This window comes from Solwaraspora sp. WMMD406 (assembly GCF_029626025.1).
Taxonomy (GTDB): Bacteria; Actinomycetota; Actinomycetes; order Mycobacteriales; family Micromonosporaceae; genus Micromonospora_E.
Genome location: NZ_JARUBF010000001.1, coordinates 1,614,223 through 1,639,515, shown reverse-complemented (window position 1 = coordinate 1,639,515; position 25,293 = coordinate 1,614,223). Strand labels below are relative to the sequence as shown.

Annotated in this window: 20 protein-coding genes and 1 pseudogene; 11 read left to right on the top strand and 10 right to left on the bottom strand. The window is 71.9% G+C overall.

The features are described from left to right. Window positions 1-101: 101 nt before the first annotated feature. Window positions 102-1,166: a hypothetical protein gene (locus O7632_RS07465; protein WP_278112541.1), complete on the bottom strand. Its 1,065-nt coding sequence runs from the start codon at window positions 1,164-1,166 to the stop codon at window positions 102-104. 262 nt (window positions 1,167-1,428) lie between these two features. Here O7632_RS07465 and pruA point away from each other — a divergent pair, with 262 nt between their 5' ends. Continuing rightward, window positions 1,429-3,057 carry an L-glutamate gamma-semialdehyde dehydrogenase gene (pruA, locus tag O7632_RS07460; RefSeq protein WP_278112539.1) on the top strand — a complete coding sequence of 543 codons (1,629 nt, stop codon included), beginning with the start codon at window positions 1,429-1,431 and terminating at the stop codon, window positions 3,055-3,057. A gap of 58 nt (window positions 3,058-3,115) precedes the next feature. Here pruA and O7632_RS07455 read toward each other — a convergent pair whose 3' ends face one another. Then, a complete protein-coding gene (locus tag O7632_RS07455; protein ID WP_278112537.1) occupies window positions 3,116-3,616 on the bottom strand; it encodes a hypothetical protein in 501 nt (166 codons plus the stop codon). A 107-nt stretch (window positions 3,617-3,723) separates the two neighbouring features. On the opposite strand from O7632_RS07455, the gene O7632_RS07450 reads away from it, so the two are divergent. Together O7632_RS07450 and O7632_RS07445 are read left to right on the top strand one after the other, a co-directional pair. After that, complete coding sequence (locus tag O7632_RS07450) at window positions 3,724-3,951, top strand: helix-turn-helix domain-containing protein (protein ID WP_278112535.1); 228 nt, start codon at window positions 3,724-3,726, stop codon at window positions 3,949-3,951. A 165-nt stretch (window positions 3,952-4,116) separates the two neighbouring features. Beyond that, window positions 4,117-4,821 (top strand): Rv3235 family protein, encoded by a 705-nt coding sequence (locus tag O7632_RS07445; RefSeq protein WP_278112533.1) that lies wholly within the window; start codon window positions 4,117-4,119, stop codon window positions 4,819-4,821. Between the two features lie 71 nt (window positions 4,822-4,892). Here O7632_RS07445 and secA read toward each other — a convergent pair whose 3' ends face one another. After that, complete coding sequence (gene secA, locus O7632_RS07440) at window positions 4,893-7,850, bottom strand: preprotein translocase subunit SecA (protein ID WP_278112531.1); 2,958 nt, start codon at window positions 7,848-7,850, stop codon at window positions 4,893-4,895. Between the two features lie 173 nt (window positions 7,851-8,023). Between secA and O7632_RS07435 the strand changes: the two genes are divergently transcribed. After that, complete coding sequence (locus O7632_RS07435; protein WP_278112529.1) at window positions 8,024-9,220, top strand: GNAT family N-acetyltransferase; 1,197 nt, start codon at window positions 8,024-8,026, stop codon at window positions 9,218-9,220. Between the two features lie 75 nt (window positions 9,221-9,295). Here the strand turns inward: O7632_RS07435 and raiA are convergent, their stop codons facing one another. The 5 genes and pseudogenes from raiA to mtrA all read right to left on the bottom strand — a co-directional run bounded on the left by raiA (window position 9,296) and on the right by mtrA (window position 15,566). Next, complete coding sequence (gene raiA, locus O7632_RS07430) at window positions 9,296-9,976, bottom strand: ribosome-associated translation inhibitor RaiA (protein WP_278112527.1); 681 nt, start codon at window positions 9,974-9,976, stop codon at window positions 9,296-9,298. Window positions 9,977-10,258: 282 nt separating this feature from the next. Next, window positions 10,259-10,969 (bottom strand): ComF family protein, encoded by a 711-nt coding sequence (locus O7632_RS07425; RefSeq protein WP_278112526.1) that lies wholly within the window; start codon window positions 10,967-10,969, stop codon window positions 10,259-10,261. A 43-nt stretch (window positions 10,970-11,012) separates the two neighbouring features. Beyond that, the gene (locus O7632_RS07420) at window positions 11,013-12,857 is read right to left on the bottom strand and encodes an LpqB family beta-propeller domain-containing protein (protein ID WP_278112524.1); all 1,845 of its coding nucleotides are present in this window, start codon (window positions 12,855-12,857) and stop codon (window positions 11,013-11,015) included. 386 nt (window positions 12,858-13,243) lie between these two features. Further along, window positions 13,244-14,770 (bottom strand): annotated as a pseudogene (gene mtrB / locus O7632_RS07415) (MtrAB system histidine kinase MtrB); the annotation flags it as partial. A gap of 106 nt (window positions 14,771-14,876) precedes the next feature. After that, entirely contained in the window at window positions 14,877-15,566 is a 690-nt protein-coding gene (gene mtrA, locus O7632_RS07410; protein ID WP_278112523.1) for an MtrAB system response regulator MtrA, read from the bottom strand. Window positions 15,567-15,753: 187 nt separating this feature from the next. Here mtrA and O7632_RS07405 point away from each other — a divergent pair, with 187 nt between their 5' ends. From O7632_RS07405 to O7632_RS07385, 5 genes are all read left to right on the top strand, one after another. Next, window positions 15,754-16,587 carry a hypothetical protein gene (locus O7632_RS07405; protein ID WP_278112521.1) on the top strand — a complete coding sequence of 278 codons (834 nt, stop codon included), beginning with the start codon at window positions 15,754-15,756 and terminating at the stop codon, window positions 16,585-16,587. Beyond that, entirely contained in the window at window positions 16,584-17,516 is a 933-nt protein-coding gene (locus O7632_RS07400; protein ID WP_278112519.1) for a DUF4129 domain-containing protein, read from the top strand. The genes O7632_RS07405 and O7632_RS07400 overlap by 4 nt, the downstream gene beginning before the upstream one ends. Next, entirely contained in the window at window positions 17,510-18,949 is a 1,440-nt protein-coding gene (locus O7632_RS07395; protein ID WP_278112517.1) for a DUF4350 domain-containing protein, read from the top strand. Before O7632_RS07400 ends, O7632_RS07395 begins: the two co-directional genes overlap by 7 nt. A 92-nt stretch (window positions 18,950-19,041) precedes the next feature. Continuing rightward, window positions 19,042-20,004: a MoxR family ATPase gene (locus tag O7632_RS07390; protein ID WP_278119908.1), complete on the top strand. Its 963-nt coding sequence runs from the start codon at window positions 19,042-19,044 to the stop codon at window positions 20,002-20,004. A gap of 49 nt (window positions 20,005-20,053) precedes the next feature. Beyond that, window positions 20,054-21,469: a DUF58 domain-containing protein gene (locus tag O7632_RS07385; protein ID WP_278119907.1), complete on the top strand. Its 1,416-nt coding sequence runs from the start codon at window positions 20,054-20,056 to the stop codon at window positions 21,467-21,469. On the opposite strand, the gene O7632_RS07380 is transcribed toward O7632_RS07385, so the two are convergent. After that, window positions 21,447-22,439 carry a stage II sporulation protein M gene (locus O7632_RS07380; RefSeq protein ID WP_278112515.1) on the bottom strand — a complete coding sequence of 331 codons (993 nt, stop codon included), beginning with the start codon at window positions 22,437-22,439 and terminating at the stop codon, window positions 21,447-21,449. The genes O7632_RS07385 and O7632_RS07380 overlap by 23 nt on opposite strands. A 34-nt stretch (window positions 22,440-22,473) precedes the next feature. Here O7632_RS07380 and O7632_RS07375 point away from each other — a divergent pair, with 34 nt between their 5' ends. After that, on the top strand, window positions 22,474-23,709 hold the full coding sequence (locus O7632_RS07375) for an RDD family protein (protein ID WP_278112513.1): 1,236 nt from the start codon (window positions 22,474-22,476) through the stop codon (window positions 23,707-23,709). After that, the gene (locus O7632_RS07370) at window positions 23,706-23,858 is read left to right on the top strand and encodes a hypothetical protein (RefSeq protein WP_278112511.1); all 153 of its coding nucleotides are present in this window, start codon (window positions 23,706-23,708) and stop codon (window positions 23,856-23,858) included. Before O7632_RS07375 ends, O7632_RS07370 begins: the two co-directional genes overlap by 4 nt. A gap of 230 nt (window positions 23,859-24,088) precedes the next feature. Here the strand turns inward: O7632_RS07370 and manA are convergent, their stop codons facing one another. Beyond that, a complete protein-coding gene (gene manA / locus O7632_RS07365; RefSeq protein ID WP_278112509.1) occupies window positions 24,089-25,282 on the bottom strand; it encodes a mannose-6-phosphate isomerase, class I in 1,194 nt (397 codons plus the stop codon). Window positions 25,283-25,293: the final 11 nt, after the last annotated feature.

Genomic DNA, 25,293 nt, shown 5'->3' with positions numbered 1-25,293 from the left:
GACGGCAGCGGCGACCGGCAGCGGCCTGGCACGAACCCGGGAGCGGGCCGGGAAGGCCCTGAGCCGGTCAGATGAACGGATCGGTTGGTTCGGCCGACCGCTCAGTCCGCTGCGGTCCGGGCGGGAAGGGCCCGACCGAGGCAGATCAGGGCCGTGAAAGCGCCAGCGAACAGGATCACCAACGCGGAGTTGATCCGGGCCGCGTTCGCCATGGTCTGGAAGGCGTCGTCGCTCTCGCTGAACGACCGCGCCAGGTTCAACAGCTGCGCGCCGCCGATCCGGGTCACCAACTCGCTGACCAGCAGCATGATTCCAGTGCCCGCACCGGCGAGCAGATACGCCGGCCAGAGCAACGTCTGCCGGGCGCGGCGGAGCGCCACGTGCAGGTAGCCGAACGCCACCACGCCGGCGGCGACACCGGCCAACAGGGCAGTGATCCAGGTGACGCGGGACTGCGCGGCCAACACCGAAGCCGGAGTGTCGCCGGCACCGAACAGGTCCAGCAGCGGCCCCTTCAGCAACTCTCGGGCGGTGGTCAGCACGGAAACGGTCAGCGCGGCGGCGACGGTCGCCCCGGTCAACAGCCCGGCGCGGCGATGGACCCCGACGATCGAGCCGCCCACGGTGGCTCCGGTGAACAGCACCCATCCGAGGATCGCGACCGCTGACCCGCCCCGGCCGTCGCCCAGCACGACGACCGCAGCGGCCCCGGCCCCGGTCGACGCACCACAACCGAGCATGGCGGCGAAGCGGGCGACCGGTGCCGAGCCGAGCCAGCGGTCGGCCGCGCGGCGTACGGCCTGGGCCAGGCCGGCACCCGCGATCAACGCGGCGAAGATCACCGCTGGCAGGCCGTACGCGGTCTCGGTGATTCCGAGCACTCCGTCGCCCGGAGCGCCCAGGGTGGCCAACGCCGAGAAGACCAACAGCCCCAACCACACGTAGCTGAGTACGGCGAGCACGATCGCGCCCCCGACGGAACCGGCCGGCGACGCCGCTCGTACGGTCGGCTCGGCCGCGCCTTCCGACTCGGCCGTGCCCTCCGCGCCTTCCGCGCCGGCTGTGCCCTCCGCGCCTTCCGCGCCGGGCTTGGCCGTGGCGGGTTCGGTGTCAGGTTCGGGGCGCGGACTGGCAACGGGAGTACCGCCGGCAGGCTGGCTGCTCATCGCCGTCGCCTCCTTGTCGTCGGTCGGACACGTCGGGCTCGTCGTCGGTCGGACACGTCGGGCTCGTCGTCGGTCGGGCAGGGTGCGCGTCGGTACGGCGTCGGTCGGCCACCGGCACGCCCGACCAGGGTACGCGGACCGGCCTGTCCGGCTGCCGGCCGTGCGACGATGGGAGCCGGACCCGGTCGCCGTGGCCGCCCTACCGGGCGCTCCGACCGGTCCGGTTTCGCCGACGTTGTCGAGATCACGCCAGGAGCCTGTGATGGACGCCGTGCCCGTTACCCCGACCCCCCGCAACGAACCGATCCGGGACTACGTCCCCGGCAGTGCCGAACGGTCGGCGTTGCGTCGCCGCCTCGACGAACTGGCCGCCACCCGGATCGAGCTGCCGATGACCATCGGCGGCCGGCAGCGAAGGGCGGCCGGAGCATCGATCGACGTGGTCATGCCACACCGACACCGGCACGTACTCGGGGTGACCGCGAACGCGGAGCCGGCCGACGCCGAAGCGGCCGTCGCGGCGGCCAAGCAGGCGGCGCCCGGCTGGCGTGACCTGCCGTACGCCGAGCGGGCCGCGGTCTTCCTGCGCGCCGCCGACCTGCTCGCCGGCCCCTGGCGGGACACCCTCAACGCGGCCACGATGCTCGGCCAGTCGAAGACCGTCTACCAGGCGGAAATTGACGCCGCCTGCGAGCTGATCGACTTCCTCCGCTTCAACGTGCACTTCGGCCATCGGGTGCTCGCCGAGCAGCCCGAGTCCGCGCCCGGGGTCTGGAACCGGTTCGACCACCGGCCGCTGGAAGGCTTCGTCTACGCGATCACCCCGTTCAACTTCACCGCGATCGCCGGCAACCTGCCGTCCGCCCCGGCGTTGATGGGCAACACCGTGGTGTGGAAACCGTCCCCGACCCAGCAGTTCGCGGCGTATTTCACCATGCGGCTGTTCGAGGCGGCGGGGCTGCCTCCTGGTGTGATCAACATGGTCACCGGCGACGGCGTGGCGGTGTCGGAGGTGGCGCTCGCCGACCGGGACCTGGCCGGCATCCACTTCACCGGCTCCACCCGGGTGTTCCAGCACCTGTGGCGTACGGTCGGGAACAACGTCGACCGCTACCGGTCGTACCCGCGCCTGGTCGGCGAGACCGGCGGCAAGGACTTCGTCGTCGCCCACCCGAGCGCCGATCCGGACGCGCTGCACACCGCGCTGGTCCGGGGCGCCTTCGAGTATCAGGGCCAGAAGTGTTCGGCGGCGTCCCGCGCGTACCTGCCGAAGTCGTTGTGGTCGGGCGGGCTGCGCGACCGGTTGGTCGCCACGGTCGATTCCCTGCGCTACGGCGACGTGACCGACTTCGCCAACTTCGGCGGCGCGGTGATCGACGATCGGGCGTTCGCGCGGCACGCCGCCGCGCTGGACCGGATCAAGAACGACCCGGCCTGTCAGGTGTTGGTCGGCGGTACGGTCGACGACAGCACCGGCTGGTTCGTCCGGCCGACCGTGGTGCTCTGCACCGACCCGGGGCACGAGGTCTTCACCACCGAGTACTTCGGGCCGATCCTGGCGGTCCGGGTCTTCGACGACGAGGAGTTCTGGGACGTGCTGGCGCAGGCTGAGTCGGTCGCCCCGTACGCGTTGACCGGATCGGTCTTCGCGACGGATCGGCGGGTTATCGACCGGGCCGGGGAGGCGCTTCGCTACGCCGCCGGCAACTTCTACGTCAACGACAAGCCGACCGGTGCGGTGGTCGGCCAGCAGCCGTTCGGCGGGGCCCGCGCCAGCGGCACCAACGACAAGGCCGGTTCCTGGCACAACCTGCTGCGGTGGACCTCGCCCCGCACCATCAAGGAGACGTTCGTCCCGCCGACCGATCACCGGTATCCGCACATGGGCTGAGCCGTCGTGACCGGCGGGAGTCCGGTTGCGGTCCGGGCGGGATGCCGGGTGTGGCCAGTCAGAACAGCAATTCCACCTCGGAGACGTCGTACCACTCCAGTTCGTGGTCCTCGGCCCCGTCCACGATGAACTGGGCGTCCGGGTCACCGGCCACGGCCTCTTCCACCGCGGCCACCGCGGCGGCCACGTCGTCGAGCGCTTCGGTGCCGTCGACGTGGACCGCCGCGACCGTGTCGAACGCGATCGGCCCGACCAGTTGGACGGTGCTGGAGCCGAGTTCTCCGACGGACCGCTTGACCGCCTCGGGTGCCAGGTCGACGGAGACGACGACGCGACGACGGGGCGCGGCGGGGTCCTGCCGGAGCAGGCGTAGGGCGTCCTGGGCGGCGCGGGTGAAGGCGACGTACTCCAGCTCCTCCTCGTCGCCTTCCACGTACCACTCGCGCAGCGCGGGGGTGACGGCGTGCGCGGTGTCTGCGATGAGCTGACCGGCGTCGCGCAGGGCGGCGACCGCCGGCAGGGTGGCCGGTACGTACACCCGGATCTGGTCGTTCGGCACGCTCGCCCCCACGATGTTCGTCGCTGATGCAATGTACGCCGCCGGCAGGTCCGCTCGGGCCGCGATGGCACACTGAACCGACCGACGTAGACGAGCCGGGAGTCACCGTGGAGCCGAGGTTCCTGCAGTTGTCCGACGTCGCCACCGAACTCAACGTATCCGACTCGCAGGTCTACCACATGGTCCGCAGTGGCGAGTTGCCCGCGATCAAGATCGGCGGACGGGGTCAGTGGCGGGTGGAACGTGCCCAGCTGGAGGAGTACATCCAGCGCAAATACGCCGAAACCGCCGAGTGGGTGCAGAGCAACCCGCTGGTGGAGCGCGAGCCGGAGTAGGCCGGGAAGCCGGGCCACCGGCAGCTCTCGATTCATCGATTGTCCGAAGACCGTCAGCCACAGGCATTGACGGTGGGTGTCACACTGCCTTCATATAGTCCTGTCGAAGGCAAACGAAGGCAAACGCAAGATCAAAAACCAGAGGCACATCAGGAGGAGGTACGGATGACTGTCCCGACCCAGCTCCGACGGCCACCGATCCGGCTGCGGGCCGCCCCGCCCCTCGACCCGCCGTTCACCGACGAGTCCGCTCAGTTCGGCACCGACCTCGGGATCCAGCTGGTCCTCGACCTGTCCGGCTCCCGGCCGGCCGGCCGGGTCGACCACCACCGCGACCCGTCGGCGCCGACCGGTCGGCCCATGCCGCCCGACGCGCTGGCCGGCGCGTCACCGGAGGCCCGCCGGGCGGCACACCGATTCCTGGCCGCCTGTGTGGAGATCATCAACGGATTCCGGCCGGTGGGCCACGCCCGGCGACTCTCCCGGCCCGCCGAGGCCCACCTGATCTGCGCGGAGTTGACCGTCGGGGTGGAGCGCGCCCGGGGCATCAGCCGACCACCGGGGACCATCACGTCGAGCGCCCGCCCGGGCCGAGGGCCACAGCCCGGCCAGGGGCCGCGATCCGTCCGGGGTCCACAGCCCAGCCGGGGCCAGCAGCCCAACCCCCACCAACGACGAACGACGTCTACCAGCGGGCGCGACCGTACCGCCGACCTGGTCCGGGTCCGGCAGTTACGGGTCTGCGAACCGGTCACCGACGTCGTGGAGACAGCGGCGGTGCTGGGCACCGCCAGCCACAGTTGGGCCTTCGCGTTCCGCCTGGAACGCCGCGCCGGAGCCTGGCTCGGCACGGCGGTACAGGTGGTGTGAAGTCCGCCGGGCCGACGCCCGGCGGACTCACCGATTTCAACGGCGGGCCCGGTACGGGCCCGGCGGCACTCTCAGGCAGACCCACCGACTCCGGGAGCACCGTGACAACGCTTGTACTTCTTGCCGGATCCACACGGGCACGGCGCGTTACGCGACGGGCCGTTGCTGCTCACCGCCTGACCCGGAGCGGGCCGTCGTCCGTTCGCGACCGGCACCGGAGGTCCGGCCGCCGGCCGTCCGGCCGCGGCCGGTCGACCTTGCGCCCCGGATCCACCGCCGGACCGACCGGCCGGTTGCTGACCGCCGCCGACGCCCAGCGCCGGGGCCTGCTGCACCTGGACTCCGCCGTCCGCACCGGCCGCGCCGTCGATCGTCGGCGAGACGTAGCGGAGCCCCTGCGGTCGGGGCGTGGGGCCGAAGCCCTTGGCCCGGACCTGCACCGGCGCGGCGCTGCCGTCCGGCACCGCCAGCCGGGTGCCCGGCTCGCCGCCGGTCCCCGCCCCGGCCGGTGCGGGCTCCTGCTGCACCTGGACTTCCACGTTGAACAGGAAACGGACGGTCTCCTCCTTGATGCCGTCCATCATGGTGGCGAACATCGCGAAGCCTTCCCGCTGGTATTCCACCAGCGGGTCCCGCTGCGCGTACGCCCGCAGACCCACGCCTTCCTGGAGGTAGTCCATCTCGTACAGGTGCTCGCGCCACTTGCGGTCGATCACCTGCAGCAGGACCATCCGCTCCAACTGCCGCAGCGCCTCGGAGCCGAGTTCCTCCTCCCGGCGCTCGTACGCGGCGTGCGCGTCCTCCAGCAGCCGGATCCGCAGGAAGTCGGCGTCCACGCCGCTGCGCTCGCCGCCGGCCTCCTCGGTCAGATCCTCGACGGTGATCTCGATCGGATAGAGCAGCTTGAGGCTGGACCAGAGCTGGTCGAAATTCCAGTCCTCGGCGTATCCCTCACTGGTGGCACCGTCGACGTAGGCACCGACCACGTCGTCGATCATCGTGGTGACCTGGCCGTGCAGGTCTTCGCCGTTGAGCACCCGCAGCCGCTCGGCGTAGATCACCTGACGCTGCTTGTTGAGCACCTCGTCGTACTTGAGGACGTTCTTTCGGGTCTCGGCGTTCTGACCCTCGATCTGGGCCTGGGCGTTCTTGATCTGCCGGGTCACCATCTTGGACTCGATCGGCACGTCCTCGGGGATGTTGAAGCGCTCCATCACCGCCTCGACCGCCCCGGCCCGGAACCGTCGCATCAACTCGTCCTGCAGCGACAGGTAGAAGCGGGACTCCCCCGGGTCGCCCTGCCGGCCGGACCGGCCGCGCAACTGGTTGTCGATACGCCGCGACTCGTGCCGCTCGGTGCCGAGCACGTAGAGGCCACCCGCCGCGCTGACCTCGTCGGCCTCCGCGTCACACGCCTGCTTGACCTGCGGCATAATCTCTTCGAGTGCCTTGGCGTACTCCTCGGCGTGCTCGACCGGGTCGAGCCCCCGCTGACGCAGCGCGGTGGCGGCCAGATATTCGGGGTTGCCGCCGAGCAGGATGTCCGTACCTCGACCTGCCATGTTGGTGGCCACGGTGACCGCGCCCTTACGGCCGGCCTGGGCGATGATCTCGGCTTCCTTGGCGTGGAACTTGGCGTTGAGCACCGCGTGCGGGATGCCCCGGCGGCGCAGCAGCTGGGAGAGGATCTCGGAGTTCTCCACCGACACCGTGCCGACCAGCACCGGCTGGCCGATGGCGTGCCGCTCGGCGATGTCCTCGACCACGGCGTTGAACTTCGCCTTCTCGGTCTTGTAGATCACGTCGGCCCGGTCCAGTCGGATCATCGACCGGTGGGTGGGGATCGACACGACGCCGACGTTGTAGACCTTGTTGAACTCGCCGGCCTCGGTCTGGGCGGTGCCGGTCATCCCGGAGAGCTTGTCGTAGAGCCGGAAGTAGTTCTGCAGGGTGATCGTGGCGAGCGTCTGGTTCTCCTGCTTGATCTCGACGCCTTCCTTCGCCTCGATCGCCTGGTGCATGCCCTCGTTGTAGCGGCGGCCGTGCAGGATCCGGCCGGTGAACTCGTCGACGATCAGGACCTCGCCGTCGTTGACGATGTAGTCCTTGTCCCGCTTGTAGAGCTCCTTGGCCTTGATCGCGTTGTTGAGGTAACCGACCAGCGGGGTGTTGACCGACTCGTACAGGTTGTCGATGCCGAGCCGGTCCTCGACCTTGGCCACGCCGCGTTCGGTGATCGCGACGGTCCGCTTGGCGTAGTCGATCTCGTAGTCGCCCTCGCCGTCCTTGCCCGGCTGCATCCGGCCGACGACCGCCGCGAACTCGCCGTACCAGCGGGCGGAGTGCTCCGCCGGACCGGAGATGATCAACGGGGTACGGGCTTCGTCGATCAGGATCGAGTCGACCTCGTCGACGATGGCGAAGTTGTGCCCACGCTGCACCAGGTCGTCCTTGGACCAAGCCATGTTGTCGCGCAGGTAGTCGAAGCCGAACTCGTTGTTGGTGCCGTAGGTGATGTCGGCCTGGTAGGCGGCCCGGTGGTCGGCCGAGGGCCGGTTGGGCAGGATCACCCCGACGGTGAGACCGAGGAACTCGTGCACCCGGCCCATCCAGGCGGCGTCCCGCTCGGCCAGGTAGTCGTTGACCGTGACGATGTGCACACCCTTGCCGGACAGCGCGTTGAGGTAGGCGGGGAGCACCGAGGTGAGGGTCTTGCCCTCACCGGTCTTCATCTCGGCGATGTTGCCGAAGTGCAGGGCCGCGCCACCCATGATCTGCACGTCGTAGTGGCGTTGACCGAGGACCCGCGACGCGGCCTCCCGGGCCGTCGCGAACGCCTCCGGCAGCAGGTCGTCGAGCGACTCGCCGTCGGCGTACCGCTGCCGGTAGTGGTCGGTGAGCTCGCGCAGCTCCGCGTCGCTGAGGTCGACGTAGTCGTCCTCGATCGAGTTGACGGCAGCGGCGACCGCTTTGAGCCGGCGCAACATGCGGCCCTCGCCAGCGCGAAGGACCTTCTCAAGTATCGACACGGATCAACGCTCCCCTAGACGGTGTGCCCCACCATCGTAGGCGCATCAATAGTCGCAACGGCAGCCGCAGCCAGCTTCCGGACCCCGAGGATACCGGCAAATAGGATAATCTCGGCCTCGGTACCGGGCGATTACCGTTATGCCCTGCGCGAAAGCTGGGTCAGGATAGGCCGGTGGAACCCGTCGAGATCACCGAAGGCGGCGTCCGGCTGCGGATGTTCCTGCCCGACGACGCCCCCGCCGTCGCCGACGGCTGCAACGATCCCCTGACGCGGCGCTTCGTACCGGGAATGCCCCAGCCCTACACCGAGATCCACGCGATGCACTGGATCACCGAGGGCTCCACCTCCGCCTGGGCCGGCGGCGGGGCCGCGTGGGCGATCGCCGACCCGGCCACCGACGAACTCCTCGGCTGCGTCGGACTCAGCCGACCGGTACCCGAACGCGGTCAGATCGAGGTCGGCTACTGGGTGGTGCCTCGGGCCCGGGGGCGGGGCGCGGCCACCGCCGCCACCATCGCCGCCACCCGGTACGCGCTGGGCAACGGCTTCGAACGGGTCGAGCTGCTCACCGACGGCGCCAACGCCGCGAGCCAGCGGGTGGCGCTGGCCGCCGGCTTTCGCGCCGAGGGCGTCCGGCGCGGAGCGGCGTCGCGACCAGCTGGTACGGCGGCACAGCCGACGCCCGCCGGACAGCCCGTCGACGGGGCGCGACCGGAACCGACGCGCCCGCCGGAGCGCGACGATCTGCTGGTGTGGGCCAGGCTGGCCGGTGACCCACCCGGCCCCACCCCGCGTACGCTGCCGGATCTGCCGGGCGGCAGGCTGACCGACGGCACCGTCGCGCTCCGCCCGCTCGACGCGGACGACACCGACTTCGCCTACCGGCTGCAGACGCTGCCGGACGTGGTCGCCACGTCCGTACCGGCGGTCGTCCCGACCCGGGACTCGATCGCGTCCCGGTGCGCTCTGTCCCCGGGCAAGTGGCTCCTGGGCGACCGCGCCGATCTGGTGATCGCCGACGCGGCCACCGGCACCGCGACCGGCCGGCTGGGGCTGTACTACCAGGAGCCGGAGCTTGGTCAGGCGATGATCGGCTACTCGATGCTGCCCGAATGGCGTCGCCGGGGCTACCCGGTGCGCGCGATCCGGTTACTCGCCCGGTGGGTGTTCGCCGCCACCGGGATCGAGCGGCTGATCGCCGGCACCCTGCCCGACAACCTCGGCTCGCAACGGGTGCTGGAGAAGGCCGGCTTTCGCCGCGAGGGCCTCATGCGTGCCCGGCTGCCCGGACCGGACGGCATCCGCCTCGACGACCTGCAGTACGCGCTGCTGCCGGCTGACCTGCCGGCTGACCTTCCGGTCGGCTGACGACAGATCCGCCGACCGCCGCTGGTCCGAGACGTGGAACGAGACCAGCGGCGATCGGCGGGAGCCGTGATCAGGTCAGCTGGTGGTGGATGTGGTGGGTTCGGCCAGCGAAAGGATGCCGTAGTCGTATCCCTTGCGGCGGTAAACCACGCTCGGCCGGCCCGACTCCTTGTCCATGAACAGGTAGAAGTCGTGCCCGACCAGTTCCATCTGGAACAGCGCGTCGTCCACCGTCATCGGCTCGCCCGGGTGCTCCTTCTCCCGCACGATGTGCCACGGCTGGTCGTCCGGCTCGTCGTAGGCCAGATCCTGCTCCGTACGGTCGAGAACCGCCACCGACGCCGAGCCCTCGTCCGCCGGTCGGGCCGGCGGCAACGGATCGAAGCCGTCCAGGCCGGCGGTCGGCAGGCCGGCGGTCGCCTCGGCGACCGAGAGCGGGGCGTGCCGGCCCCGGTGGACCCGGCGGCGATCGGCGGCCCGGCGCAACCGGGTGTCGAGCTTGCTGATGGCGGCGTCCAGCGCACTGTAGAAGTCCTTGGCGCATGCCTCCGCCCGGATCACCGGACCACGGGAGACGCAGGTCAGTTCCACCCGCTGGCAGTGGTCCGACTGGCGGGGGTTGCGCTCGTGAAACAACTCGACGTCTACGCGCATCAGCTTGTGGTCGTACCGTTCGACCTTGGCCAGCTTCTCGGCTACATGTTCCCGGTAGTGATCCGGCACCTCGACGTTACGGCCTTTCACCACGATGTCCACGCGTGACCTCCCTGACGATCGACACGATCCATACAATCGAATGCCACTCGAGAAATGCGGGACCGGCCTGCCGGTGAAATCGCTCGGCGTCGACCGGTCGGGCGGGGTTTCGCACCTCCCTCCGGGTCGCCTTGGCGTTGGCGGTGGCGTTTAGCCACCGGTCATACCCCCGATACGCACACGCTAACCCGTAGATCGCGGCGCGTCACCAGTTCCGGCAAGACCGGTCTGCGAGGATTCCCACATCAGGTACAAACCCCGATAAAGGACCTTGGTCACCGACTACTTCTGGTGACGAAGGCGTGTCGCAGCGATCATGACAGCGGCATACGCGGGCGTACCCGCCGCAGTGAGAAGCCGATTGACCGTGGCCAGTGTCGCCCCCGTGGTGACGATGTCGTCGACGACGATCACGCACCGTCGCGGATCATGAATCCCGCCGAAGTCAAGCCCGACCCGCCGGGAGTGGTAACTCGTCCGCGCGGCGGCCAACCGGGACGCGCTGTCCAAGCCGGCCGAGTCCGGTCTGGACCGCACCCCCACCGGCCGGGCGACGCCTACCTCGCGGCCGAGAAAACGAAGCCGACGGACCGCGTGCCGCGTCAATCGAGCAAGATGATCGCCGTGCCGGGCCCGCGCCGCCGCCGCCGTCGTCGGGACCGGCACCAGCGTCAACGGCGCCCGGGGGTCAGTGGCGGCCGCCACCGCCTCCCCCAACAACCGGCCCAGCGGGCGGGCCAACTGGTGGCGGCCCTTTTCCTTGTACGCCAACAGCAACTCGCGCAGCACCCCGTCGTACGGACCCAGGGCCACGCACGGTGGCAGACCGGCCGGGGCCGGAACCGGCCGTACGGGATGCGGGCGCAGCCGCCGTACGGTGGCCACACAGCTCTCGCACACCCCGTACCGCAGCCGCCCGCCCGGCGATCGGCAGCCCGCGCAATCGGCCGGCAGCACCAGGTCGGCCAGTGCCGCCCAGGAGTCACCCAGCACTGCTGGTCCCGATCGGCACCGACACGACGTCACCAGGTCGGTGTCAGTAGAGGAAGAACGGCGCGGACAGGCCGTTGGCGGAATCGACCACCGTGACCGGATCCGGGGTGGCGCTCGGGTCGATCCCCTCGACCTCCTCCAGGCGGATCTGCTCACTCGGCTCGAACAGGTCGTACGGAATGCCGTTGGCCACGTACATCCGGACCCCGACCGAACTCCCGCTGATCGGGTTGGCGGGATAACCCGCCAGATGGGTCACGCTCGCTCCGCCGAGATCCCGGGGCGAACTGGTCTCGATCGCCCCGTCGACCGTGATGTCGTAGAGCGTGACCCGTCCGTCCGGGTTGGTGCCGGCCGCCACCAGCAGCGTCTCGGCCACCCAGTCGACCTGGGTGACGTCCAGCAGCGAGGTGGGTATCCGCCGGGGCGGCAGGACCTCGACGTGCGTTCCCCGGCTGAGCGCCGCGACGTACAGCTCGCCCGCCACGACCAGGGCGATCCGGTGACCGTCCGGGGCCACGCCCACCGACTGCACCTCGCCCTCGATTCCCGGCAGGGCGACCTGGGTGACCGCCCTGGAGTTGACCTCGAACGAGTACAGGGCACCGTCGGCGACGATCAGTCCCACGTCGGCGGGCGCCTTGAGCCACACCGGGCGGCCGATCGAGGCGAACGAACGGTCGCCCTGCTCGAAGTGGGTGCCGGCCGCGGTGGCGGACCCGATCACCAGCCGTTGGCCGTCGACGGCCTGGACGGCCAGTGCGGCGAACGTGCTGCCACCGGCGCGGGTGAACCCGGCGCTGACCACGTTCTGGTTGACCTCGGCGGTGAGCACCGGAATGGGTTCGCCGGAGCGGGCCGAGCTGCGCAGCCGACGGACCTGGCCCTGGTGGATGACGAACCGCTCGGGGGTCTCCGGCAGCGCCTGGGTGCTGTTCATGGCCAACAGGTCGGCACCTCGGTAGACCTTCGGACTCTGGCCCTGGATGGTCAACTCGAAGTCGTTGCCGAAGTCCGGCCGCAGGGACCACATCAGCTGGGCGGCGAGCCGGTCGAGCTGATCCGGATCGTTGCCGGGCGTCGCTTCCGCGGTCAGGCTCACCTTGAGCCGGTCACCGGTGTCCGGCACGTTTCCGGCCGACCGGGTGCCACTGGGTAGCGCCTGCACCGCTGGCGCGATCCAGTTGGACGGCCCGCTGATCAGGGCTTCGAGCAGAACCGTCCGCTGCCGCTCCACCGGTACGGCGACCGGCAGGTATCGCAGATCGGGCACGAGGGCCCGCTGGCTGGTGTCCCAGAAGTAGATGGTCCGTTGCCAGTAGAAGGTCCGCAGCGCGTTCTCGCTGAGCAGCAGGACCGGCGGCGGGTTCAGGATGAACTTGCCCGATTCGCCGACGACGGAGCCGACCCGGAAGGTGTATTCGGTGAACTCCGGCTCCTGGGCCGGAAGCGGCTCCAGCGCCCCGTTCGGTCGTAACTGGCCGACCTGCTGGACGTTGATCGACACCTCGTCCACGCCGGCTTCGGTCCGGGTGATCCGGGGACGTTCCCGCAACCGGATCACGGTCAGCACGACCTCGGGATTGGGATCCTTGACGTCGGCCCGGTTCAGCGGTGCCACGAAGTCCCGGACCTGCTCGACCGCGCGCTCGGCCTCGACCGCCGGTGCCTGCAGGAAGTTGAGCACGAACGCTTCGGTGTTGTTGCGCTCGTCGAGTCGCGACGCCGGGGTCTGGGCTCCTTGGCCACCGGTCGGCAGGCCGGGCGCGGGACCCTGACCGTCCACCCGTACGTCGGTGTCATCGGGGATGCCGCAGCCGGCGGCCAGCAGGACGCCGAGCAGCGCCGGCAGCACGGCCCCGCGCCACCGGCGACGGTTGGCGCTCACCGGGCCACCTCCACCGGGCTGCCACCGTCGACCGGTCCGGCACCGGTCTGCGCGGGACCCGCCGGCTCGGCGCCGGTCGACTCGGGACCCCGGTCCGTCGTCCCGGCCTGCTGCGGCATGCGCACAGCGGGCTGCCCGACGGGCCGCACCACGACGACGGGCCTAGCGGTGGACCGCGTCGAGCCGGCCGCCGGCCGGTCACCGGTCTCGGCCGCACCGCCCGAGGCCGCACCGCCCGAGGCCGCACCGCCCGAGGCCGCACCGCCCGAGGCCGCACCGCCCGAGGCCACGCCGTCGACCACGGCCACACCGCTCGTCGCGAGACCGTCGACCGGCTGGCCCGACGTCCGAGCGTCGTCGTTCTGGCCGGCCGTCCGAACGTCATCGGGCACCAGCCGCAGCGGCGAGGACGCCAGCCGATCGCCGGCACGGGCCGGCACCGTGAGCCGGAACTGCGCGCCCTGGCCGGGTTCCCCCCATGCCTCCAGCCAGCCACCGTGCAACCTGGCGTCCTCCAGGCTGATCGACAGGCCCAGGCCGGTCCCGCCGGTCTGCCGGGCCCGCGACGGATCGGCCCGCCAGAACCGGTTGAACACCAATTTCTCCTCACCAGCCCGCAGACCCATTCCGTGATCCCGTACGGTGACCGCGATCGCCGAGTCGTCCATGCCGAGGGTGACCACCACGGGCCGGCCCTCACCGTGCTCGACCGCGTTGCCGAGCAGGTTGCGCAGCACTCGTTCGACGCGGCGCGGATCCACCTCCGCGATCACCGGTGTCGGCGGCAGCCGCAGGTCGATCCGCACCCCGAGCCGGTCGGCCAGTCCGTCCAGCCGGTCGACGACACGCCGTACCACCGGCACCAGGTCGGTCGGCTCCGCGTCGAGCACCGCGAAGCCGGCGTCGAAGCGGCTGATCTCCAGCAGGTCGGTCAGCAGGCTCTCGAAGCGGTCGAGTTCGGTCTGCAACAGTTCGGCGCTGCGGGCGGCGGCGGGATCGAACGCCTCGCGCTCGGCGAACAGCAGGTCGGCGGCCATCCGTACGGTGGTCAGCGGGGTCCGCAGCTCGTGGGACACGTCGGAGGTGAACCGCCGTTGCAGCCGGGACATCTCCTCCAGCCGGGTGATCTGCCGCTGCAGGTTGGTGGCCATCTGGTTGAACGACGACGCCAGCATGGCCAGGTCGTCCTCACCGTCGACCACCATCCGCTGGTCGAGTAGCCCGGCGGAGAGCCGTTGGGCGGTCCGGGCGGCGACCCGCACCGGCGTGACCACCAGCCGGGTGACCAGGGCGGCCAGCAGACCGAGCAGCATGACCAGCGCCAACCCGGTCGCCAGTACGGTGGCCCGGATCTGGTTGGCCGCCTGGTCCTGGGTGGTCAGCGGGGCCAGGTAGTAGAGCTCGACCTGACCAAACTTGGTCGGCACCGGTGATCCGTAGACCAGGTACTTGCGCCGGCCTTCGCCGAGGTCACCGGTGCGGATCTGGGACGCCTGCGCCCCGGATCCGACCTGTTCGGCCAGTTCCGGGCTGATCATGTGGGCGACATCGACCGCCGGCGAGGTGGTCGGCTGGATGAGCGGGAAGCTGGTGGCCGTCATCACGACCACCACCCCGCCCAACTGGTCCGGGTCGCCGCCGGCCAGATTGGTCACCGTCTGTTCGAAGGTCACCCGGATCTGTGGGTCGAAGTACTGCGGATGGATGCTCATCTGTTCGGCGGCGTAGTCGCGTCCGTGGGTCAGCCGCCGCTGGACGTCTTCGCTGGCCCGGTCTAGCAGGATGTTGGTGCTCTGGGTCGCCACCATGTAGGCGAACCCGCCGACCAGCACGCTGGAGGCGACCAGGGTGATGGTGACCACCCGCAGCTGCAGCGAGCGACGCCAGGTCCGCCGGCTCACCGCGACCAGCATCCGGCCTCGGGCCAGCAGCGGCTCCCGCACCGGGCGCAGCGCGGCTCCGGTGCGGGTGAGCAGGGCGGAAATGGTACGGACCTGGGCAGCCACAGTGCGATCCAGGCTAGCCGGTACCCGCCTTGTATCCCACGCCCCGAACGGTGAGGATGATTTCGGGTCGCTCCGGATCCGGTTCGATCTTGGCGCGCAGCCGCTGTACGTGCACGTTGACCAGGCGGGTGTCGGCCGCGTGCCGATAACCCCAGACCTGCTCCAGCAGCACTTCACGGGTGAAGACCTGACGCGGTTTGCGGGCCAGGGCCACCAGCAGGTCGAACTCCAGCGGGGTCAACTTGACCTCGTCGCCGTCCCGGCTCACGGTGTGCGCCGGCACGTCAATGGTGATCTGGTTGCCGGATGGGCCGATGGTGAGCAGTTCCGGTGCCACGTCCTCGCCGCGACGTAGCCGGGCCCGCATCCGGGCCACCAACTCCTTGGGTTTGAACGGCTTCACCACGTAGTCGTCGGCGCCGGACTCCAACCCGAGGACCACGTCGACCGTGTCGCTCTTCGCCGTGAGCATCACGATCGGGATGCCGGATTCGGAGCGGATCGCCCGACACACGTCGATCCCGCTCATTCCAGGCAGCATCAGGTCGAGCAGCACGATGTCGGGACGGTTTTCGCGGAACGCGGCCAACGCCCGCTCCCCATCGGCGACGAACGACGGCAGGAAGCCCTCACTGCGCAGCACGATACCCATCATTTCCGCCAAGGCGGGATCGTCGTCGACAACCAGCACACGGGCTCTCATGTGACCAATATTTCATCCCGGCCCCACCGTTGGGGGACCGCCACCGGGGCCTGATCGTCCGGTACCCGCTCGGCTACGACATTTCAGACGATCATCCGCCCTGTCGTGGCGTCGCGGCGGCAACGTGCCACGATGGGACGCTGGTACCACCGCCGTACCGTCACTCACCTCGTCACCAGGAGTCCGCGTGGATCACGCCGGCCCGTCCGACGTGCTGCCGCTGCGCCCGCTCACCACCGGCGAGCTGCTCGACGCCGCGGTGGTGCTGTTCCGTGGCCACGCGACCGTGCTGTTGCCCGCCGGCCTGCTGTTCGCCCTGTCTGAGCAGCTGATCCTCGCCCCGCTGCGGGCGGCCGCCGGAGCCGTACCGCCGGCCTACCTGCCCACCTGGGACCGGTTCGGCAGCTACTGGCTGTTGCTGGCCGCCGGCGCGGCGATCGAGGTCACCCTGATCTCGCTGCTCGGCGGGCTGACCGCCCGCGCCGCCGGGGCCGCCCTGCTCGGCCGACGGATCTCCGGCCCCGGCCTGCTCGACCCGCGCGGTGCCCGGTTCCCGGCGGTCGTCCTGGTCGCCGGTGCCGCCGGTACGGTCATGTTCACCGCCGCGTTGGCCGGCCCGGTGTGGTTCGTCGCGTACGCCGTACTGGGACTGGCGGTGCCCGCGCTGATCCTCGACCGGGTGCCGGTCTGGCAGTCGCTGTCCCGCTCGGCGGTGCTCGCCTGCCGCTCCGGGTTACGGGCCGGGCTGATCCGGATCCTCGGCTACCTGGTGTGGTTCGGCATTCGCGTCGGACTCGGGTTGGGTGCCCTGGCCGTGGTCGAATCCGGCTCGCCCTGGCTCGGTGTGCTCAGCGTGGCCGGCTGGACGGCGGTCAACGCCATCGCCTACCCGACGTTGGCCTGCCTGGATGCTGTGCTGCAGGTGGAGACCCGGATGCGGACGGAAGGTCTGGACATCCGGCTGATCCGGGCCCGGACGCGACACACCCTGACCCCCGAGCTGCTGGCGGTCGACCGGTGATCGCCGGGCTCAGCCGCTGGTGGACCGAGCAGGTCGCCGCCGTCGGCGATGTGCTGCCGCTGCCGCTGCTCGCCGCCCTGGTGGTCACCGTCGCGACGGTGGTCGCCGCCGCCTGGTTCTGGTGGCCCGGCTGGCTACCACGCCGCTGGCCGGGCTTGCCGTCCCCGCTGCGGCCCTGGCTGCCGACCGCCGGGCGACGGGCGGGCTGGTCGCGGACGGTCCGACGGTGGCTGGGCCGGCTGCGCCCCCGCCGGTGGGTGCCCGGTTGGTGGGCGGCGGACCGGCGGGCTCCGGGCCGCTGGCGACGGTGGCTCGATCCGCGTCGCTGGTGGCGGCTGCTGGTCCACGGTCTGGCGCGCGTACACGGCCTGGTGCGCGGTGGGTTCCGGTCCGGTGACCGGACGGGTCGGCCGACGGACGGCGGGCCGGCCGACGCGGCTGGCGGGCCGGCCGACGCGGCTGGCGGCCCGGCACCGGATCTGCCGGCCGCCGGCCTGATCGGACGGGCCGACCAGCTCGCCGCCGACGGCCGCTACGCCGAGGCCGTTCGGGAACGCCTCCGGGCGATGGTGCGCGAGCTCGCCGACCGGGGCATGGTGTCTCACCAGCCGGGCTGGACCGTGACCGAACTCGCCGACGCCGCCGCGCGGGTGGTCCCCGCCGCCCGGCCGTCGCTGGCCGAGGCCGCGACCATCTTCAGCGACCTGTGGTACGGGCAGCAGCCGGCGCGCCCCGCGCACGACGAGCGGATGCGGGCGCTCAGCGCGGATCTGCGGCTGGCCATCCGGCAGCGGGAGCCGGCCGCCGCGCCTCAGCAACAGCACCACACCGCCGCGCCTCAGCAACAGCACCACACCGCCGCGCCTCAGCAGGAGCACGCCGCCGCACGGCGGCAGCAGGTCGTCCCGCCGCAGGAGCGAGCATGGTGACCCGGTCCCGGCCGCGACGGCGGTGGCCGCGGATCGCCGTACCGCTGGGGGTCGCTGCCGCGCTGCTGCTGGTGACTCCGGTGGCGTACCTCGTCGAACACCCCGACCCGACCCGGCCCGGCTTCCTCTCCCCGACCAACCCCGGTCCCGACGGAGGCAGCGATCTCGCCGCCGAGCTGCGCGCCAGCGGGGTCGACGTCCGGGTGGTGGACCGCACGGCCGAAGCGTTGAGTGCCGCCGGTTCCGGCTCGGGCTCCGGCTCCGGCCCCGGTTCCGGTGCCGGCACGACGACCCTGTTCGTCCCGGCGCCGACCCTGGTGCACCCGGCCTATCTGCGGATGCTGGCCCGTACCCCGCCGGGCACCCGGGTGCTGCTGATCGACCCGCCGCGCCGGCTGTTGGGCGGCAATCCGGTCCCGATCGACCGGGCCGGTCGACGGTGGGCGGCCCGCGCGAGCGACCCGACCGACGGCAGTGACCGATGTGTGCTGCCGGAGGTGGCGGCAGCGGGACCGGCGGCGGCGCTGCGGCAGCGGTACGCGGCACCGGCCGGACTGGATCCCGGGCGCGTCGACCGTTGCCACGACGGGGGCGTCGCCCGGCTCACCTGGGGTCAGGCCGAGCTGGTCGTGGTCGGCGCGAGCGATCCGTTCCGCAACGACCGGTTCGCCGAGCACCGCAACGCGCGTCTGGCCACCGGCCTGCTGGGGACCCGGCCGCAGGTGGTCTGGCTCGACCTCGACGGGCCGGACGTGCCCCCGTCGGGGCCGGGCGGCCCGCAACCGGACAGCCCGCCGGAGGGCTCTGGGCCTGGACCGACGTCGACGACCGGGCCGGCGGACGACGTTCCCGGCTACGGCTCGGACGACCCGCCGCCGGGCGCACCCGGCAACCCGGCACCCGGAGTCGACGACCGGGCCGACCCGCAGGACCGCCAACGTGACCTGCTGCTGGCCGCCTTCCCGCCCTGGTTCTGGGCGACGCTGGTCCTGCTGGCGCTCGCGCTTCTGGTGCTGGCGTCGTCGCGGGCCCGTCGACTCGGAGCGCCGACCGACGAACCGCTGCCGGTGACGGTGCCGGCGGCGGAGACCGTACTGGGCCGGGGGCGGCTCTACCGGCGGTCCCGGGCCCGGAGGCCTACCGCGCAGGTCCTGCGGAGGGTCGCGGTGGACCGGATCGCATCGGTGCTCGGTCTGCCTGCGCGGGCCAGCGCGGCCGAGGTGGTCGCGTCGGTCGCCGCCCGGACGGGCGACAAGCCGGACCTGGTCGACGCGTTGTTGTACGGTCCGGTGCCGGCCACCGACGCCGACCTGGTACGTCTGGCGCGGCAGTTGACCGAGCTGCCGACCGAGATCCGTGCACGTCCGGCACCGCAGCGCCCCGGGCCGCCGGCACCTCGACCACCATCCGCGATCGAAGGAGATCACCGGTGAGCCACTTCACCGCAGCCGGCTCGGCTGTCGGCCCGACCGTCGGTTCGGCCGTCGGCCCGCTCGGCGGTCCGACTGTCGGCCCGCTCGGCGGCGTGGCCGGCGACGCGGACGAGGCGCGCGCCGCCCTGCACCGGCTACGCACCGAGGTCGCCAAGGCGGTGGTCGGGCAGGACGCCGTCGTGACCGGTCTGGTGATCGCCCTGCTGTGTCGCGGTCACGTACTGCTCGAAGGCGTGCCGGGGGTCGCCAAGACGCTGCTGGTCCGTACCTTCGCCGCCGCGTTGGACCTGGACGCCAAGCGGTTGCAGTTCACCCCCGACCTGATGCCCGGGGACGTCACCGGTTCGCTGATCTTCGATCCCCGTACGGCGGTCTTCACCTTCCGCGAGGGTCCGGTGTTCACCAATCTGCTGCTCGCCGACGAGATCAACCGGACCCCGCCCAAGACACAGTCCGCGTTGCTGGAGGTCATGGAGGAACATCAGGTCTCGGTCGAAGGGGTCCGCCGGCCGCTGCCGAGCCCGTTCATCGTGGCCGCGACCCAGAATCCCATCGAGTACGAGGGAACCTATCCGCTGCCGGAGGCGCAGCTGGACCGTTTCCTGCTCAAACTGACCGTGCCGCTGCCGAACCGGGAGGAGGAACTCGGTGTGTTGCGCGCCCACCACGCCGGCTTCGATCCCCGGGACCTGGCGGCGGCCGGGGTGCGGCCGGTGGCCAGCGCCGCCGATCTCGACACGGCCCGCCGGGCGGTCGGGCAGGTCGGGGTCAGCGAGGGAGTGCTCGGCTACGTCGTCGACCTGTGCCGCGCCACCCGCAGCTCGCCGGCGCTGGCGTCGGGTGCCTCGCCACGCGGGGCGACCGCCCTGCTCAGCACCGCGAAGGCATGGGCCTGGATAGCCGGGCGCGACTATCTGACGCCGGACGACGTCAAGGCCGTCGCACGGGCCACCCTGCGGCACCGGGTACGGCTGCGTCCCGAGGCGGAGCTGGAAGGCGCGACCGCCGACGGCGTACTCGACTCGGTGCTGGCCACCGTGCCCACCCCACGCTGACCGGGGCCGGGATCCGGGTGGCAGGCGTGGTCGAAACGGTGTGCAGATGGTGACCTGGCGGGTGTCGGTGCTGCTCGGCCTCGGCAGTCTCACGATGCCCTGGTGGCCGTCGCCCTGGCTCGGTCTGTTGGTGGTGACCGGGCTGGTCGCCGCGCTCACCGGGCTGGACGTGGTGCTGGCGGTGCCGTTGCGTGACCTGACGCTGGGCCGCGACGGCGCGCGTACGGTCCGGCTGGGTTCGACCGCCACGGTCACGCTGACGCTGCGCAACAGGTCGTCCCGCCGGCTCCGGGCCCAGGTACGCGACAGTTGGGTCCCGTCCGCTGGCGCCACTCCCGGCCCAGAGCACGACCCGGGCCGGCAGCCGCAGCCGGGCCAGCGGCCGCAGCCGGGCCAGCGGCCGCAGCCGGGCCAGCGGCCGGTCGCCGTCGCCGTCCAGGGCACCGACGGTCCGGTGTGGCGGGTCCGCGTCGCTGCCGGCGACCAGGTCGAGTTGCCCGCAACGCTGACCCCGACCCGTCGGGGGGACCGACCCGCCGGCGAGGTCAGCCTGCGCTCGTACGGCCCCCTCGGGCTGGCGTTCCGGCAACGTCGCCAGCGTCCAGCGACGCCACAGTGGATACTCCGGGTGCTGCCCCGGTTCGACTCCCGCCGGCTGCTGGCCGAAAAGGTGGCCCGGCTGCGGGTGGTCGACGGGATGCGGACCACCCGGGGCCGGGGGCAGGGCACCGAGTTCGACAACCTCCGGGAGTACGTGGTCGGCGACGACGTACGGTCGATCGACTGGCGGGCCAGCGCGCGCCGGGCCGACGTCCTGGTGCGGACCTGGCGTCCGGAACGGGACCGGCGGGTGGTCTGCGTGGTGGACACCGGGCGTACGGCCGCCGTCCGCATCGGCGACGAGCCGAGGCTGGACGTGGCGATCGACGCCGTACTGCTGCTCGCCACCCTGGCCAGCCGGGCCGGCGACCAGGTCGACCTCCTGGCGGTGGACACGGCGGTACGCGCCACCGTGACCGGGGCCGGCCGCCACCAGCTGCTGCCCAGACTGGTCGACGCGCTCGCCCCGCTGCAGCCGACGCTCCTGGAGACCGACTTCGACCTGCTGGTGGGCGAGGTGCTGCGCCGGGAACGCAAACGGGCTCTGGTGGTGCTCTGCACCGCGTTGGAGCCCGGCGCGCTCGGCGAAGGGCTGCTCCCGGTGCTGCCCCGGCTCGCCGCCCGCCACCAGGTCGTGGTCGCGGCCGTACAAGATCCGGTGTTGACCGCCTTGACGAGCGCGCCGGCCCGCTCGGCGGCCGACGCGTACGCCGCCGCGGCGGCCTGGCGGACCCTCACGGAACGGGACCGGATCCGGTCCGCGCTGGCCCAGCACGGGGTGCTGGTGGTGGACGTGCCCGCCGCCGACTTCGCCAGCCAGCTCAGCGACACCTACCTGCGGCTCAAGTCGCTCGGTCGGCTGTGACAGGCCGATCGGGCCGAGGCCGCCTGTCGGGCGACCCGGGCCGGCGGGCACCGCAGACGACGACGTAGCCGAGGAAGGCGAGCCAGGCGGTGGCACCGATGCCGATCCGCACCCAGGTCGGCCACGGCGCGGGGGTGACGAAGGCCTCGATCAGCCCGGACACGGCGAACAGGCCGACCAGGCCGAGCGCGACCACCACCCCGGAGAGCCCGGCCTCGGCGACGGCCCGGCCGCGCCGCAGGTGCGCCGGTGGGGAGATCCAGGCTCCGCCGACGCGCAGCCCGACCCCGGCGGCGACGAACACGCCGGTCAGTTCCAGCAGGCCGTGCGGCGTGATCAGCCCGAAGAAGACGTCCGCCCGGTCGTAGGAGATCATCACCCCGCCGGTGACGCCGATGTTCAGCGCGTTGGCCCAGAGCAGATAGAGCACCGGTACGACGAGGATGCCGGCGGCCAGGCACTGCGCGGCGAGCCAGGCGTTGTGGGTCCACAGCTGGACGGCGAAGCTCGGTGCCGCGTACTGGGTGTAGTAGCCGGCGAAGCTCGATTCGGCGAGTTGGGCCGCCGCCCGATCGCCGACCAGCAGCCGGGCGCTGTCCGGATGACCGGCGACCCACCACATCAGAAAGCCGGTGAGCGCGCAGAACAGCACCGCGACCGTGCCCCACCAGGGAGCCGCCTGATACACCGCACGCGGAAACCCGGTGGTGAAGAAGCTGACCACGCCGGTCCAGGAGCCGCCGGAGTCGGCGGTGACCCGGGTACGGGCGATCAGCACCAGCCGGGACAGCCGGGCGACCAACGCCGGGTCGGGCGACCGGGTGCGGACGACCGACAGGTGAGTGGACGTCCGCTGGTAGAGGCTCACCAGCTCGTCCACCTCGGCGGCGGACAGGTGCCGGCCACGGGCAAGCTGGTCCAGCCGCCGCCACTGCGGCTCGTGTTCGGCCACGTACGCGTCGAGGTCCACGCCCACCTCCCGCCGCATAGTGTTCACTGGCGGGGTGGACGTGCGGGAAACCGGGGTGACCCGACTGGTCAACGGCGAGGCCGTCGAGGTCGAGGTACGGCTGGCCCGGGTCGGTTCGCGGGCGCTCGCGCTGCTGGTCGATCTGCTGGTGCAGGCGCTCGTCGCGCTGCTGCTGGTCGCGGTCACGGCGATCGTGCTGTCGTCGGCGACGTCGATCCAGGTCGACGAGGCCCTCGGCCGGGCGCTGCTCACCGCCGGCACGGTGCTGGTGCTGGTCGGCTACCCGGTGGCCAGCGAAACCCTGACGGGCGGCCGTACGGTGGGCAAGCTGGCGGTCGGGCTGCGGGTGGTCCGCGCCGACGGTGGCCCGTTGCGGTTCCGGCACGCGTTGACCCGCAACCTGGTCGGGGTGGCCGCCGAGTGGCCCGGTCTGCTGATGCCGCCGCTGACCTGGCTGGCCTGCCTGGTGACGATGCTGGTCAACGGGCACGGCAAACGGCTCGGTGATCTGGCGGCCGGGACGGTCGTGGTGCACGAGCGGGCACCGTCGTCGTGGGGTTGGGTGCCCGGCATGCCGCCGGCGCTGGTCGGGTGGGCGCGGACTCTCGACCTGACCCGGCTCGACGACGAGTTGGCGCTGTCGGTCCGGCACCTGCTCGCCCGGGGGCACGGGTTCGCCGAACCGGCCCGCTCCCGGCTCGTCCGCGACCTCGCGGCGGAAGTGGCGGCGGTGGTCACTCCTCCGCCGCCGGCCGGGGTGCCCGGCTGGGCCTACCTGGCGGCGGTGCACGCCGAACGGCATCGCCGGTCGGCGCGACGGCTGGCTAACGCCCGGGCGAGCAGCGCGGCGCTCTGGCCGGAGCTGGTCGGCCTGACGCCGGCGCGGGCGCTCGGCGCTCCCGTAGTTCCGGCCGTTCCGGCCGTTCCGGCGGGCGCCACCGGGTCGCCGGCTTCGACGCAGTGGCGTCCGCGACCGGTCCGGTCGGCCGCTCCGGTGCAGCGCGATGACCCGCAGTGGCCACGGGAGAGTTGGCCGCGACCGCCGTGGTTGGGTCCGACCGCCGAGCAGCCGGACTGGACCGGGGTACGCCGTCCGCCGGTGGCCAGCACGTTGCGATCGGCCCAGCCGACTCTGTCCTTGTCCGCCCAGCCGACTCTGTCCACGTCCGCCGCGCCGGTGCCCGCCCAGCCCACGCCCGACCGGTCCGATTTCGCGGCACCGTCGACCGGGGCGGATCCGGACGCGGATGTGGCAGCATCACGGTGGTGAAGGCCTTCATACCCTGGCTGGTCGTACTCGCCATCATCATCTTCCTCAACGCGGTAGGTCTGCGACCGTTGGCCACCGCGCTCGCGCTGGGCTGGCTGGTCTACTGCATCTGGACCTGGGTCCGCCCGGGCAGCCGACTGCGGCAGTAGCCGAGACAGCACGCGGGGCGACTGGGACGAGCGTCCGCTCCGCTCGCCCTACAGCCGCCCCGCGCATCCCCCCGGTTTGGTTCCCCCGCGCATCAGCGTGACAACTTCGTGACGCCGCGTAGTCGTAGATTTGCAGTGTGTAGCCGCACTGTCAAGCCAATCCGGAAATTACCGACTCGTGGCGTGTCGGTGCCCACGCCAGGAACGCTCGACCGGAGCCGGATACGCCCTCAGGTCAGATCGACCGAGGCGACGTACGCCTCACCGGCGCCGGACAGCAGCAGCGCGGCGTCGCTCGCCGGCCCGGCCGCCGCCCGACCCGGCGGGATCGCCACTCTCGAACGGCCGTCGTCGACCGCCACCCCGCCCGCCGTACAGAGCACCAGTCGCGGACCGCTGACCGGCAACGTCACCTGCGACAGATCGGCGTCGAGGACGACCCGGTGCAGCACGAACTCGGCGGCCGGAGTCGGCCAGGTGACCACCCCGTCGGTGACCGGCACCGGGCGTACCACCGGATCGTCGAGCGTCTCGAAGCGCAACACGCGCAGCAACTCGGCGACGTCGACGCGCTTGGGGGTGAGTCCGCCCCGGAGCACGTTGTCGCTGGCCGCCATGATCTCCACCCCGGCACCCCGCAGGTAGGCGTGCAGGTTGCCGGCCGGCATCCAGATCCCCTCGCCGGGGGCGAGCGTCACGTTGTTGAGCAGCAGCGCGACCAGCACCCCGGGATCGGTCGGGTAGTGCGCCGCCAACCGGCGCAGCAGGTCGGCATCGGCCGCGAAGTCGGCGGGCAGCCGGCCGGCCGCCGACACCGCCGCGTCGATCAGCGCGGCCCGGTCGTCCGCCGGCCAGCTCAGCAGCGACCCCATCGCCTCGCGTAGCCCGGCCGGCCCGGACCGCAGGGATTTCGCCACCGGTTCCAGGTCGTCGATCCGCAGCGCGGCGAACACGTCGGCCGAGCGCCACGGGGACCGGAACCCGCAGAGCGCGTCGAAGGGCGTGAGCGCCACCAGCAGTTCCGGCTTGTGGTTCGGATCGGCGTAGTTGCCCGGCTGGTCAGACACCTGCTGCCGCCGCGCCGCCTGCTCGGCGGCGTAGCCGGCACGCGCCTGCCGGGCGTCCGGGTGCGCCTGCAACGACAGCGGCGTCTCGGCCGCGAGGACCTTCATCAGGTACGGCAGCCGCCCGTCGAACCGTCGCGCGGTCTCGACGCCGAGCCACTCGGTCGGCGCCTGGCCGATCAGGTCGGCCAGGCTCACCGCCACACCGTCGCGTTCCACAGTAGAGGGGGCACCCGGGTGGGCGCCGAGCCACAGCTCCGCCTCCGGTCCCGGGGTCGGGGACCGGCGGCCCTGCAGCTCGGCGATCACCGTACGCGATCCCCAGGCGTAGTCCCGGATCTGGCTGGTCAGCAGTTCCACGTCGATACCTC